This window comes from Bradyrhizobium sediminis (assembly GCF_018736085.1).
GTDB classification, from domain to species: domain Bacteria; phylum Pseudomonadota; class Alphaproteobacteria; order Rhizobiales; family Xanthobacteraceae; genus Bradyrhizobium; species Bradyrhizobium sediminis.
The window spans coordinates 3,564,304-3,577,730 of the sequence record NZ_CP076134.1 but is presented as its reverse complement, the minus strand read 5'-3'; the positions used below and the strand labels follow the sequence as shown (position 1 = coordinate 3,577,730).

The window sequence follows — 13,427 nt, the reverse complement described above, 5'->3', positions numbered from 1 at the left end:
GAGGAGCCAACCCATGTTGCCACACATCACAACGTTCAGCGCTCCTACGAAGTGGGCGGCGCAAGGCTCTCCATCAAGGTGGCAAATTTGGATGCCGATCGGTCGCGACGGCCTGTCTCGCGGACATGCCCGCCGTTTCGAATCTCGCAGCCATAGCGCCATTCGCGACGTCGGCGGGGTCGTCTCCGGACTGATCGGCGTTGCTCTGCTCGCGACGTCTCTATCTCTATCGTCCGCTCCGGCGGTGGCCCAGGGCGGTCCGATGATGCCGGGCGATGCCGTCGTCACCGGATTTTCCGGATTTAAGGCGCTGGATCTGCCAGCCGCTCCGCCCGATCCGCTCGCCCGCTTCTTCATCGATACCGACGGCAATGCGATGCAGGTGCTGAGACTGCAGCCGGGTGGGCCGCCGCAAGGTCAATTGATACCCGCCCCACCGGTCATGCAGATCAAGGCCGGTCAGATCGGCCAGGTGTTCGCGATTACGCTGGCGCCGCCCTTGAGTGTCGCACCCGGCACGCCGCAAGCCGTACCCGACATCTATCTCGGCGCCACCTCCGCCTTCGGCATCCAGATCGTGAGAACAGGACCGGATGGACAGCCGCAGCGTATTCGCACCGGCGGTCCCGCCGCGCAGTGGATGGTCGGCCAGTTCGGCACCGCGCTCGGCGGCGGGCCGGGAAGCATCTATCGCATAGACGGCCAGACCGGCGCCGCGTCGCTGTTCGCCAACCTCGACAATTCCGGACCGGGGCTCGGCGACGTCGTCTACGACCCGGCCACACACCAGTTCTTCGCATCGGATCTCGACAGCGGCCTTATCCACCGGATTGACGTCGATGGCACGCTGATCGACAGCTTCGATCACGGCCTGGCCGGGCGGCCCGGGCGCGGCCTCGCGCCGGTGCCGGACGATGGCAAGCGGATGATGATCCAGAGCCCCGCGTTCAACAGCGAGGACACCGCGACTTGGGGATTCACGCAGCGCCAGCGCATGGTCTACGGCATGGCGGTGTTCGCTGGCCGGTTGTACTACGCGGTCGCCGAAGGCTCCGAAATCTGGTCGATCGGTATCCGCCTCGAGGGCGGGTTCGCCAACGACGCGCGATGGGAGTTCAGCGTGCCCGGCGTGCCGCCTGGCGCGCTGATCACAGATCTCGCTTTCGACGGTGAGGGCCGGCTTCTCGTCGCGCTGCGCGGCGCGCCGCGCGGCAGCTACAATTATTCGGTATTCGCCGAACGGACCCAGCAGACCGACGTCAAGCGTTTTCGCCGCGAAGTGCCGGATAATCCGGCGACGCCGGGCTACTGGGTGCCGGTACCGGAAGAATATGCGATTGGCTTCCCCGAACCGTTTCGCAACGCGACCGGTGGCGTCGCGCTCGGCTATGGTCACGATCCATCCGGCGCCGTGCGCCGGGCAAGTTGTTCGTCGTTCGTGTGGTCGACCGGCGACAATCTACGCAACAATCCGACGCTCGGTGCTCCGCTCGAGGTGCACGGATTGCAGGGCAATTCCGTCACGCTGGTGCGGCCGCAGAACGCGCCGCCCGCCGCCAGCTATTTCGCCGATTATGATGGTGTGTTCGGCGATCCCGAGCGCGCCGGCCATATCGGCGATGTCGAGATCTGGCAGCCCTGCGAGCGCGCGGCCGGTCTCCCCGAAGGCGTAGGCGACCTCGGCATGTTCGGCTTCTGGGGCGGCGCGGCCTATTGGCCGGTGCTGCCGCCGGATTGGATTCCGCCGCCGCCGCCACCGCCTACCAATCTGAGACTGAACAAGAGCGCGCACTCGGACTCGTGCGTGCACTTCGGGGGCGGCTTCTGGTGCCTGTTCACGGTCCGCGTCACCAACACCGGCCCGGGCGACTATTTCGGTCCCGTCACGGTTCATGATGCCGTGGCGGGGGTGCCGCCCGGCGCCGTGCATGGCCTGCCGCCATGGGCCTGCGTGCCGGCCGGCCCCGGGGGGGTAACCTGTACGCATCCCCCGGTGCTGCTGCATCCAGGCGACAGCATCGACCTGCTGATCTCGGTGCACCTGCCGGCCAACTTCCCGGGGTGTTCGATCAACAACAACGCAAATCTGGTGTGGCCGCCCGGCGGCGGCGACATCAACCCGGGAGACGATGCCGACAACGACAGCATGGCCGTGCCCGGCCCGAACTGCGGAGGAACCAACCTGCGCATGGAGAAGACGGGATCGGTCTGCACCGCCGTCGGCGGCATGGCCGACTGCAGCTTCGTCGTGATCGTTCACAACGAGGGCCCGGGCGCCTACGCCGGGAACATCACCGTGACCGATACGGTGCCGGCTGGAACGATGGCGACCTTCTCACCGCCGTGGATTTGCGGCGGCGGGCCGCCGACCTATACCTGCACGCTGCCCGGCGTGAACATACCGCCGGGCGGTGTCGTGCACATGCAGGTGCATGTTCGGATGCCGCTGCCGGCGGCCGCCCACGTCCCGGGCTGCCAGGTGACGAACGAGTCCCGGATTACCGTCGCGGCCGGCGGGAGCGTACAGAACAGCAACGCTGGCGATGACCAGGCTTCGGCGACGCTGAACCTGCCGCCGGACATCTGCCCGCTACTGATCATCGCCCCGGCGCCGCCGCCGCCACCACCACCGCCGCCGCCTTCGCCGACGACGTGTCCGCCAGGTTTCGTCGCCAAGGGCTCGACGTGCGAGCCGCGGCAACCGACCTGTCCGGCCGGCTGGACGATCGCCCCGGTGCCCGGTGTCTGCTGCCCGCCCGGTCAACCCTGGACCGGTCGGCAATGCGGTCAGCGGCCGCTGCCGCCGCCGCCGACCCTGTGCAGGGAGGGGTGGACTCCGACTCCGATCGCCGGGATGTGCTGCCCGCCTGGACAACCCTGGACTGGCAAGCGCTGCGGTCGCGACGAGCCTCCTCCCTCCGGGCGATGCCAGCCCGGCTGGACTCCGACGCCGATCGCCGGGATGTGCTGCCCGCCCGGACAGCCCTGGACCGGCAAGCGTTGCGGTCGCGACGAGCCTCCGCCGCGCGTCTGCCCGCAGGGAATGATCGGCACGCCGCCGAACTGCCGCGCGATCGAGCGCCGGTGTCCGACCGGAATGGTCGGCACGCCGCCGAACTGCCGCGCGATCGAGCGCCGGTGTCCGTCCGGAATGGTCGGCACGCCGCCGAATTGCCGCGCGATTGAGCGCCGCTGTCCGCCCGGCATGGTCGGCACACCGCCGAACTGCCGGCGGATCGAGCGCCAATGCCCAAGCGGTACGACGGGAACGCCGCCGAACTGCCGGCCGATACTGATAAGGGAGCCAACCCACCGCTGACCGCGCGGTCTGCAAGAACAGGATGCCCGGCGATCGCTCGCCGGGCATCTTGATCGTGACGTGGTGACGTCAGCTCAGCTCTTCTTACGCAGCGGACGCGGCTGCGTCCTCGAAGACCTTCCCGCCGAGATCAGACAAGATCGAAGCGATCGAGATTCATCACCTTTTTCCTACGCCGCACGAAGTCTTTCACGAGCTTTTCCTTCGAGTCCGCGCATGCAACCGGCGACGAGAGGCGGTGATGCTGCGCGTGGGTTCGGCGTTAGCTCGCGAGGACGAGCGCCAGTGCGATAGCGCCCACCAGAATGAGACTGACGGCCCAGGACGTATCCAGATTGAACCAGCTTCGCGATATGAATTTCAGGCCGAGATAGCGGTAAACCAGCCACGCCGTACAGCCTCCGGCCGCGATCATCGCGGTGGCGTGGACGATGGAGACCAGCACGGCCATGCCGAGATTGGCGTTGATGAGGGTCCCGGCGGCCGCGTGAGCCTGGTCGAGGTCGGCTTCCCGGCAGAGCCCGAGATAGATCGGCACCAGCATCAGTCCGGCGCCATGAGCGATGGCCACGGCGAAGGACCAAAGCCCCAATTGCGTCGGCGGTATCCGTGCCAATGCGCGGGGATGGCGCCGGCTGGCAAGCCGGAAGATACCGAACCCGATGACCAGGAGGCTGGCGCCGATCTGTATCTGGCGTTGCCATTCGACGAGAGCGACCAGCAGCGCGAAGGGAAAGAGCACCAGGAGCATCGCGAGCAGATGGCCGGCCGTCAGCGGCCAAAGCGCTGCCACCAGCGCACGCGAACTCCTTTCCATCAATCCGGCCGAAACGGCGAGCGGCCATCCCATTCCTGGATTTACTCCGTGGTAGAGGCCGCTCGCGATGACAGCCAGCCAGAGCCAGGCTGGTGTCCAATCCGCTCCGCTCAAATTCAGACCGACGGATAGCAGAACGAATCCGTCGAACAGTCGCCGCCATCAAGCCGTATCTGATGCGCCCGATATCCGTCGGGGAAGCTTATCCAATAGTCCTTTGCCAGTTCGAGACCGCCGCCCGGATTCGCGTTGGCCATCACCTCGGCGCCCGGAATTCCCTGCGGATAGAACTGGTCGTCCCAGGTCGAATAGAGCGAGTTGGACCAGTATACTCGTCTGCCGTCACGGCTGATCTCAACCATCTGTGGACCGCCCGCAAATGCCTTGCCGTTCGGGTGAGGGGTACGGCGCACGATGCCGCCGATGTGGATCGATCCGGCAAGCTTCGGCTTTCGGGGATCGGTGACATCGTATTGACGCATCTCGCCGGTGCCCCAGCAGGCGACGTAGAGAAACTTGTCGTCCATCGACAGGTCGATGTCGGATACCAGCGGCGGCACTGCGCCGAAGCCCTGCAGAAGCAGCGGCAGCTGGTCCTTCGGTGCCGGCTCGGCCGGGATCGTCGCCGTCTTTTCAATGTGGAATTTGCCGCCCTCGCGCCACCAGGTCCAGATCGAGCCCTCGAGATTCGTGGTGTCGACCACGACGCCCAGGAAACCGTACTCGCGAACGGGATCATGAGCAGGACGCACTTCCAGCGCCATTTGATGATTGGCGCCGAGATCGATGGTCTGGACATTTCGCCGGGCCCGGAGATCCCAGAAGTGGATCCGGTGGCCGTATTTGTTCGAGAGGAGGTCCTCCGGCACGATTCCATTCTCGAACTGCGGTGGCAATGCCCACTCACTCGTCACCATGTAATCGCGTGGCAGATTCCACCAGAAGTCGTAGTGCAGCTTTTGCGGGCCACGATCGATCTCCCACCGTCCGAGGATGTCGAATGTCTCGCAGTCCATGATGAAGATGCCGGGCGGCCCGTCGGTGCCGTCCTTGCCACCCCCGCCGAGCGTGCTGACGTAAATGCCCTCCGGCCCGCAGTGGACCGTGTGGGGTCGCGAGTAACCGGTCTTCTTGAAGATTTCCTCGGGCTCGATGATTTTGTGGATCCTCGCTTTGGTGGGATCCGGTTTCGTGTCCACGATGTAAATTCGAGAGGACCGCATGCCGGGGATGATGAGGTAACGCCGCTCGAGAAAAGTGTGCCCGGCGAGCGGCGACAGAGCCGACGAGCAGGCATTCCAGCCGAAATGGTGAAACTCGTCGCCCTTGTTGGGCATCACCACCGTATGGACGACCCGGCTGAATGTCGGGGAGCCGCGCTTGACGTCGATCACAGCGAGCGCGTCGGGCTTTGAGAAGTCCGGACTGAGCAGCAGGGTGTAGGCGAAGCTCTCTGGCGGAGCTTCCATGGCAAGCTTCGGCGATGCATGAAACGTCGGGTCGGGTCGTATCGTCATCGTACTGCCTCCCTGTTTGCGTGAATGTGCAGCAGCGGGCTCGGCGGCATGAAGCCGCAGGAGCCAATCCGGTTCGTCCAGTTTCGGTTGCGAGCGGCCGACTTCTTCGGATCCAAGGACGGTCAACCGCGACCAATCAATTCGACTTGGGCTGGTCTACCTGGGCCTGGCTTTCGCCACCGGCGTTCCCGCGGGAGAGCAGAAGCCAGGCTGCTCCATCTCGAGCCGCTCCATCTAATGGCTCTCGGTCCACTTACGCCAATGCGTCGGCTGAATGTGGAGGTGCTTCCTGTTTGAAGCATCGAACCATTCGTCCCCATCCTTATGACAGGGGTAGATCAGCGTGCGAACGATTCCGTCATAGTCTACGACGCAGACCTCGAGATCTTCGTCGGATGGCTCGATCGAAACAGGCAACCATTCTGCAGTGTGGGCCATTTTGGCATTCTCCACTCAAACGCTTCACGTTGCTCGAATAACGAGGCTGCCACTGATTGGCGGCCTCTCGCTTGACGTTCGTCGATTAGACCGGCGAATGGTCTTGAACCTCGGTCGGGAGCTTATTTGCGGCGGCCGTGAGTTCTTGAGACGACATCCTGCCGGTTGGCTCGCCAGAGCGCGCAGTCGAAGGCGATCGCGACCGCATGGTGGCGGCGGCAGTGGGCAGAGCGATAGCCACGAACCCCGTGATCGTCCGATGCTTCGTCATGGGAACCTCCGTTCCCCCCAGCCCTGAAGGTGTGGTCAATGGAACCGCGCAAAGGTTCAAAGGCCGCGGCATCTGCACCTAGGCGGAGGTGTCGGTGTGGGACAGGTCAGCTGTCCTTTCTGCGCTACCTGCAATCATAACACGTTTCCGGTCCGGACGTTTCGGTTGAAGCGATGCATCCGGCGCGAAACGCGGTCGCCGTCATCTTCAAACAAGAATGCCCGGCGATCGCTCGCCGGGCATTTTGATCGCGTGACGTGGTGACGTCAGCTCAGCTTTTCTTCAGTAGCGGGCGCGGCTGCGCCCCCGAAGAGCTTCCCGCCGGGATCAGGCAAGATCGAAGCGATCGAGGTTCATCACCTTGTTCCAGGCCGCCACGAAGTCTTTCACAAACTTCTCCTTCGAGTCCGCGCACGCATAGACTTCCGCAAGTGCGCGCAGCTGCGAGTGCGAACCGAAGATCAGGTCGACCCGGGTGGCGGTCCACTTGACCTCGTTGGTCTTCCGGTCGCGCCCCTCGTACACGCCTTCGGAGCCGGCGGCCGGCTGCCATTGCGCGCTCATGTCGAGCAGGTTGACGAAGAAGTCGTTGGTCAGCGTCTCCGGCCGCTTGGTGAAGACGCCGTGCGGGGACTTGCCGGCATTTGCGCCCAGGACGCGCAGGCCGCCGACCAGAACCGTCATCTCGGGCGCCGTCAGCGTCAGCAATTGCGCCCGATCTACCAACAGCTCCTCGGCGGACGAGCGTTGCTTGCCGTGGAGATAGTTGCGGAACCCGTCAGCGGTCGGTTCGAGCGGCGCGAAGGAATCGGCGTCGGTCTGCTCCTGCGACGCGTCCATGCGTCCCGGTGTGAAGGGAACCTTGACGTCGTGCCCGGCGCCCTTCGCGGCTTTCTCGATCGCCGCGCAGCCGCCGAGAACGATCAGGTCGGCAAGCGAGACCTTCTTCCCGCCGGCGTTGAACTCCTTCTGGATCGCTTCGAGGCTCGAGAGCGCCTTCGCCAGCTGAGCCGGCTGGTTGACGCCCCAGTCCTTCTGCGGTGCGAGACGGATGCGCGCTCCGTTCGCGCCGCCGCGCTTGTCAGAGCCGCGGAACGTCGACGCCGACGCCCAGGCCGTCGAGACCAGCTGGGACACCGACAGCCCGGACGCGAGGATCTTCGCCTTCAGAGCCGCAATGTCCTGCTCCCCGATCAGGGGATGATCCGCAGCGGGGATCGGGTCTTGCCACGCCAGCTGTTCCTTCGGAACGAGCGGGCCGAGATAACGCACGACCGGGCCCATGTCGCGGTGGGTCAGCTTGAACCACGCCCGTGCAAACGCGTCCGCGAACTGATCCGGATTCTCGTAGAAGCGCCTCGAGATCTTTTCGTAGGCAGGGTCGAACCGCAAGGCGAGGTCGGTGGTCAGCATCGATGGCGCGTGACGCTTCGACGGGTCGTGCGCATCCGGGACGGTGCCGGCGCCTGCGCCATGTTTCGGTTTCCACTGATGCGCACCGGCCGGGCTCTTGGTCAGTTCCCATTCGTAGCCGAACAGGTTCCAGAAGAAGTTGCTGCCCCACTTCGTTGGCGTCGTGGTCCAGATGACTTCGAGGCCGCTGCCGATGGTGTCACCGCCTTTGCCGCTTCCAAAGCTGTTATTCCAGCCAAGACCCTGGTCCTCGATGGAGGCGGCTTCGGGCTCGGGGCCGACATACTTCCCCGGATCGGCAGCGCCGTGAGTTTTGCCGAACGTGTGTCCGCCGGCGATGAGCGCGACGGTCTCCTCGTCGTTCATCGCCATGCGCGCAAACGTCTCGCGGATATCGCGCGCCGCAGCGAGCGGATCCGGATTGCCATTCGGCCCTTCCGGATTCACGTAGATCAGACCCATCTGCACGGCGGCGAGAGGATTCTGAAGGTCACGGTCGCCGGAGTAGCGCTCGTCCGCCAGCCACTTGCCTTCGGCGCCCCAGTAGATGTCCTCCTCGGGCTCCCAGACGTCGGCGCGGCCGCCGCCGAAACCGAACGTCTTGAATCCCATCGACTCGAGGGCGACGTTGCCCGCGAGAATCATCAGGTCGGCCCAGGAGAGTTTCCGGCCGTACTTCTGCTTGATCGGCCAGAGCAGCCGGCGCGCCTTGTCGAGGTTGACGTTGTCCGGCCAACTGTTGAGGGGCGCAAAGCGCTGCTGGCCGGCTCCGGCGCCGCCGCGACCATCGCCGACGCGGTAGGTGCCAGCGCTATGCCATGCCATCCGGATGAAGAACGGCCCGTAGTGGCCAAAGTCGGCCGGCCACCACTCCTGCGAGTCCGTCATCAGGGCATGAAGGTCCTTGATCACGGCATTCAGGTCGAGGCTCTTGAACTCCTTGGCATAGTCGAACGCTTCGCCCATCGGATCGGACAAAGGGGAGTGCTGGTGGAGAACCTGAAGGTTCAGCTGGCTCGGCCACCAGTCACGATTGGTGTGTGCGCGGGTCCCCGTGAACGGGCACTTGGTTTTGTCATCCATAATTCTCTCCCGTGGTGGTTTGCATGGTGTCCACCCTGTTCCGTGTTTCTAGGCAACGCAAGCCATCAGGTAAAGTTGACTTTATTGATTGCCACGATAAGATTATCTGATGAATAATGCTACGCTCAGGCAGCTTCGCTATTTCGATGCGCTGGCACGTCATTGCCACTTCGGACGCGCGGCAGAGGCATGTGCGATCTCGCAGCCGGCTTTGTCGATGCAGATCAAGGAACTGGAGGAAGATCTGGGCGGCGTGCTGCTCGAGCGGGGCGCACGACAAGTCGGGCTTACCAAGTTCGGAGAAGACGTCGCCCAGCGCGTCCGCGACATCCTGCGCTCCGTCGATGAACTGGGAGACTTCGCGCGTGCGTCGCGGGACCGGCTTGTGGGCCGGCTGCGCATCGGCATGATCCCGACGATTGCACCCTACCTGCTGCCGACGGTGATCGGGAACCTCACTCGAACGCACCCCGAACTCGACATTCACGTCCGTGAGGCGCTGACGCAGAAGTTGATACGAGAGCTCGCGGAAGGCCGGCTCGACACCGCAATTGTTGCTCTGCCGGTGTCCGAACCTTCGTTGACCGAGGTCGCCTTGTTTTCGGAAAATTTTCTGCTGGTCCGGCCCGGCGGGGATGAGGGAACGCCGGTGCCCAGCAGTGAAAAGCTGCGCGAATTGAGGCTGCTTCTGCTGGAAGAGGGGCACTGTTTTCGCGATCAGGCGCTGTCGTTCTGCGGCATGCAATCGTCGCCGTCGCGGGAGGTGCTGGACGCGAGCTCGCTGTCTACACTTGTTCAAATGGTCGGCGCCGGGATCGGGGTCACCTTGATCCCGGAAATGGCCGTGGCGGTGGAGACACGCTCGGCGCCGGTGTCCGTCGCGCGCTTCAAGAACCCGCAACCCTCGCGAACCATTGGCATGGTCTGGCGCAAGACAAGTCCTCTGACCAAACAGCTCCTGCAGATTTCCGAGGTGGTTCGTCTCTCCGCCGACGCGTTGCGCGAGCAGCACAGCCCGGGATCGTCTTCGCGCAATCGCCGGACCTGAGCCGAGCGCGTCGTCCGTCTCAGCGCCAGAAATATCGCAGGCCGACATAGACGACGACGAGGCAGGCGAAGATCAGCGCAACGGGAAGCCGCGGCTTTGCTTGCGGACCGCCGGCGGCTCTGGCCAGCTTCGGCGCCGGCCGCCTGAACGCCGTCACGTTGTCGGTCACCGGACCGTCCTTGTGGGGCCTGACATCGGGCGGCGCGCCGGCCCCGCCCATCTCGGCGTAATAGCTGCGGTAGATGAGCTGGATGGTGACTTCCGTCGCCTCCGCTTCCGCCATCTTCTCCAGCAGGGTCCGGTAGCCGGCGAGGAAGTTCTGGGCTTCCTCGGGCAAGGAGGAGGTGCCGTTCAACTTGGCCAGCATCTTCCAGGTGGCAAAATCCGCACGCGCCCTGGTATCGGCGCGTCGCGCGATCAGCATGTCGGCAGCTTTAATCAAAATGGCCTCAGCCCTTGTCGGCATTTTCCCTGGCGGATTGGACTACACATTGCCGGTTAATACGAGAAGTAAACGTATGATCGTGTCGGTCGATGTTCGCAGTATCGTTGAAATAACATCAAGATTTAGACCGAACTGCGAACCAGCCAGCGGCAGAACGATCAGAATCCCGATCAAAATCAGCATTCCGTACGGCTCCAGCCGGGAAAGCGGGTAGGCCAGTACGTTCGGCAACAGCCCGACCGCGACCCGTCCGCCGTCCAGCGGCGGGATCGGCAACATGTTGAACACCGCCAGCACGACATTGATGACGAGCGAGTTCTTGAGGTTGTCGGCGATCCACTGCGCCGAATTCGCCGGCGCGAGGGGCAAGGCGTGGAATGCCGCCGCCGCGGCCAAAGCGAGGAGGATGTTGGTCGCGGGGCCTGCCAGCGCCACCCAGACCATGTCGAGCCGGGGATGTTTCAGGGCCCGGAAATTCACCGGCACCGGCTTGGCGTAGCCGAACAGGAACGGGGAGTGGGACAACAGCAGGATACCAGGCAACACCACCGTGCCGAAGGGATCGATGTGTTTCAGCGGATTGAAGCTGACCCGGCCGAGCCGAAAGGCGGTGTCGTCGCCGAGACGGTGCGCGACAAAGCCATGGGCGGCCTCGTGAAAGGTGATGGCGATGAGGAGCGGCAGCACCCAGACCGAGATGTCGTAAAGGGAGATGTTCAATCCAGTTTGCCTCGACTCGTGTTGCTTCGTGAAATCAGGCTATCACGAATTCCGTGTGAGGTGGTCTTGCCACGGCGAGCTACGGGAGAACCGTCCCCTTATACTGCGGCAACCCGTCGTCGAGCTTCACCCAGTCCATTTTTTCGGACACCCAGATGTGTTCGGTCGGCGCAAAGGCGTTGCGGTCGTCGAAGGCCGCCAGCGCCACGCCGGCACCGGTGCCGTTGCTGCGCCAGGAAAACAGCCGCGTGCCGCACACCCTGCAGAACACCCGATCGATCGCTTCCGACGAGGCGTAGCGCGCGGTTTCGCCTTTGACCGACAGCGCGGCTAGCGGAAACAGCGCGCGGGCAAAGAATGGCGAGCCCATTGCCTTCTGGCAATTGCGGCAATGGCAGACGCGGACGTTGAGCGGCTCGCCCTCGGCCCTGAACCTGACCGCACCGCACAGACATCCGCCTTGGTGTGTCATGTTGGCTCCGCTGCTTACCGTCATTGCGAGGAGCGAAGCGACGAAGCAATCCGGCTTCGTGTGTTGCCCGATGGATTGCTTCGCGGAGCCTGTCATCGGGCGCGCGTTCGCGCGACCCGTTGGCTCGCAATGACGGTGGTGAGACTAATACGTCGCGCGGCCGCCGGAAATGTCGAACACCGCGCCGGTGGAGAAGGCGCAATCCTCCGATGCCAGCCACGCCACCATCGCCGCGAGTTCCTCCACGAGAACAAAACGTCCCTTCGGAATCTTCGACAGCATGAAGTCGATGTGCTGCTGCGTCATCTGGTCGAAGATCGCGGTCCTGGCGGCGGCAGGCGTCACCGCGTTGACGAGGATGTCGTGCGCCGCGAGTTCCTTGCCGAGCGACTTTGTCAGTGCGATCAGACCGGCCTTCGAGGCCGAGTAATGCGCGGCGTTGGGGTTGCCTTCCTTGCCGGCGATGGAAGCGATGTTGACGATGCGGCCGTAGCCTTGCTTGATCATGGCGGGTGCGATCGCCTTGCAGCAGATGAAGGGCCCGTCGAGATTGATGCGCAGCACCTTGCGCCATTCCTCGAGGTCGGTTTCCCACACCGTCTTGTTGATGCCGGCGATCCCGGCATTGTTGACGAGAATGTCGATCTTGCCGAATGCGGCCAGCGTGGCGTCGCGCGCCTTCTCGACCGCAGCGAGATCGGACACGTCGACCTTGAACGCGGTGACGGCCGGGCCGATCTCCTTCGCGGTATTCTCGGCGAACGGCTGGTCATGATCCCAGATTGCCACTTTGGCGCCGGAGGCGACGAAGCGCTCTGTGATCGCGCGTCCGAAACCCTGTGCGCCGCCGGTGACGACGGCACAGCGGCCGTTGAGATCGATCTTGTTCATGGACGGATTCCCTTTAGCTAGACCCGGTATGGATTGGATTAGTCCGCCTCCCGTCATTCCGGGATGGTCCGAAGGACCAGACCCGGAATCTCGAGATTCCGGGTTCGCGTCTTCGACGCGCCCCGGAATGACGTTGTCGTTTTCTATAGCGTCCAGCCGCCGTCGATGATGTGGGCGACGCCGGTGGTGAACGCGCTTTCGTCGCTGGCGAGATAGACGGCGAGCGATGCGATTTCCTCCGCGGTGCCGAGCCGGCCCATCGGCTGCCGGCTGATGAACATTTCGCGGCCTTGCGGACCTGCGGCGGCGGCGCGGTTCAACATCGACGGTGTCTCGATGGTGCCGGGGCAAATGCAATTGCAGCGGATGCCCTTGGTGATGAAGTCGACCGCGACCGCACGGGTCAAGGCCGCAACCGCAGCCTTGGTTGCGCCATAGACGTAGCGGTTGGGCGCGGCCTTGAACACGCCGGCGGCCGAGGAGATGTTGACGATCGAGCCGCGGCCGCGTTCCAGCATGCCCGGCAGCAACGCCCGGATGGTGCGGTGCATCGACTTGACGTTGAGGTCGAAGGAAAAATCCCAGTCCTCGTCGGAGCAGTCGAGCACGGTGCCGTGATGGACGAAGCCGGCGGCGTTGAGCAGGATGTCGACCTGGCCTGCGCGTTTTGCCATCGCGGTAACGGCGGCGGTGTCGCGCGCGTCGAGTCTTGCGACCTCCGCAATGCCGTCAGCCTTGAGCGCGGCGAGGCCCCTTTCGTCGATGTCGGTAGCGAACACCGTGGCGCCTTCGCGCGCGAAGGCGATTGCGCTGGCGCGGCCGATGCCGGCCGCGGCGGCGGTCACGAAGGCACGCTTGCCCTTGAGGCGGTCTGACATTCAAATCTCCCTGGAATTCAGCCTGAGTTGCTATCCGTCATTGCGAGCGCAGCGAAGCAATCCATGGCTGCCGTAGCAAGAAGGCGTGGATTGCTTCGTCGCTTCGCTCCTCGCA

The 13,427-nt window shown here is 64.1% G+C and carries 10 protein-coding genes; 2 read left to right on the top strand and 8 right to left on the bottom strand.

What is annotated here, in order from left to right; all coding sequences use genetic code 11:
* The first annotated feature begins 91 nt into the window (after positions 1 to 91).
* Entirely contained in the window at positions 92 to 3,319 is a 3,228-nt protein-coding gene (locus KMZ29_RS17325) for a hypothetical protein (protein WP_215620366.1), read from the top strand.
* 262 nt (positions 3,320 to 3,581) lie between these two features.
* On the opposite strand, the gene KMZ29_RS17320 is transcribed toward KMZ29_RS17325, so the two are convergent.
* From KMZ29_RS17320 to katG, 3 genes are all read right to left on the bottom strand, one after another.
* Positions 3,582 to 4,169 (bottom strand): hypothetical protein, encoded by a 588-nt coding sequence (locus KMZ29_RS17320; RefSeq protein ID WP_249779719.1) that lies wholly within the window; start codon positions 4,167 to 4,169, stop codon positions 3,582 to 3,584.
* A gap of 83 nt (positions 4,170 to 4,252) precedes the next feature.
* Complete coding sequence (locus KMZ29_RS17315) at positions 4,253 to 5,653, bottom strand: selenium-binding protein SBP56-related protein (protein WP_215620364.1); 1,401 nt, start codon at positions 5,651 to 5,653, stop codon at positions 4,253 to 4,255.
* 1,036 nt (positions 5,654 to 6,689) lie between these two features.
* Positions 6,690 to 8,858, bottom strand: a complete 2,169-nt coding sequence (gene katG, locus KMZ29_RS17310) for a catalase/peroxidase HPI (RefSeq protein WP_215620363.1) — start codon at positions 8,856 to 8,858, stop codon at positions 6,690 to 6,692.
* Positions 8,859 to 8,967: 109 nt separating this feature from the next.
* Here katG and KMZ29_RS17305 point away from each other — a divergent pair, with 109 nt between their 5' ends.
* Positions 8,968 to 9,906, top strand: a complete 939-nt coding sequence (locus KMZ29_RS17305; protein WP_215620362.1) for a hydrogen peroxide-inducible genes activator — start codon at positions 8,968 to 8,970, stop codon at positions 9,904 to 9,906.
* Between the two features lie 19 nt (positions 9,907 to 9,925).
* On the opposite strand, the gene KMZ29_RS17300 is transcribed toward KMZ29_RS17305, so the two are convergent.
* From KMZ29_RS17300 to KMZ29_RS17280, 5 genes are all read right to left on the bottom strand, one after another.
* Entirely contained in the window at positions 9,926 to 10,330 is a 405-nt protein-coding gene (locus KMZ29_RS17300; protein ID WP_215624317.1) for a hypothetical protein, read from the bottom strand.
* A 60-nt stretch (positions 10,331 to 10,390) separates the two neighbouring features.
* Entirely contained in the window at positions 10,391 to 11,071 is a 681-nt protein-coding gene (locus tag KMZ29_RS17295) for a site-2 protease family protein (protein WP_215620361.1), read from the bottom strand.
* A gap of 79 nt (positions 11,072 to 11,150) precedes the next feature.
* Positions 11,151 to 11,543: a GFA family protein gene (locus KMZ29_RS17290; RefSeq protein WP_215620360.1), complete on the bottom strand. Its 393-nt coding sequence runs from the start codon at positions 11,541 to 11,543 to the stop codon at positions 11,151 to 11,153.
* Positions 11,544 to 11,687: 144 nt separating this feature from the next.
* A complete protein-coding gene (locus KMZ29_RS17285; RefSeq protein ID WP_215620359.1) occupies positions 11,688 to 12,434 on the bottom strand; it encodes an SDR family NAD(P)-dependent oxidoreductase in 747 nt (248 codons plus the stop codon).
* 143 nt (positions 12,435 to 12,577) lie between these two features.
* Complete coding sequence (locus KMZ29_RS17280) at positions 12,578 to 13,312, bottom strand: SDR family oxidoreductase (RefSeq protein WP_215620358.1); 735 nt, start codon at positions 13,310 to 13,312, stop codon at positions 12,578 to 12,580.
* Positions 13,313 to 13,427: the final 115 nt, after the last annotated feature.

What these genes read in the sequence shown, in the direction of transcription:
- KMZ29_RS17325 (WP_215620366.1), top strand. Translation starts at nt 92, where the DNA reads ATGCCGATCGGTCGCGACGGCCTGTCTCGCGGACATGCCCGCCGTTTC.
- KMZ29_RS17320 (WP_249779719.1), bottom strand. Translation starts at nt 4,169, where the DNA reads ATGGGATGGCCGCTCGCCGTTTCGGCCGGATTGATGGAAAGGAGTTCG.
- KMZ29_RS17315 (WP_215620364.1), bottom strand. Translation starts at nt 5,653, where the DNA reads ATGACGATACGACCCGACCCGACGTTTCATGCATCGCCGAAGCTTGCC.
- katG (WP_215620363.1), bottom strand. Translation starts at nt 8,858, where the DNA reads ATGGATGACAAAACCAAGTGCCCGTTCACGGGGACCCGCGCACACACC.
- KMZ29_RS17305 (WP_215620362.1), top strand. Translation starts at nt 8,968, where the DNA reads ATGAATAATGCTACGCTCAGGCAGCTTCGCTATTTCGATGCGCTGGCA.
- KMZ29_RS17300 (WP_215624317.1), bottom strand. Translation starts at nt 10,330, where the DNA reads ATGCTGATCGCGCGACGCGCCGATACCAGGGCGCGTGCGGATTTTGCC.
- KMZ29_RS17290 (WP_215620360.1), bottom strand. Translation starts at nt 11,543, where the DNA reads ATGACACACCAAGGCGGATGTCTGTGCGGTGCGGTCAGGTTCAGGGCC.
- KMZ29_RS17285 (WP_215620359.1), bottom strand. Translation starts at nt 12,434, where the DNA reads ATGAACAAGATCGATCTCAACGGCCGCTGTGCCGTCGTCACCGGCGGC.
- KMZ29_RS17280 (WP_215620358.1), bottom strand. Translation starts at nt 13,312, where the DNA reads ATGTCAGACCGCCTCAAGGGCAAGCGTGCCTTCGTGACCGCCGCCGCG.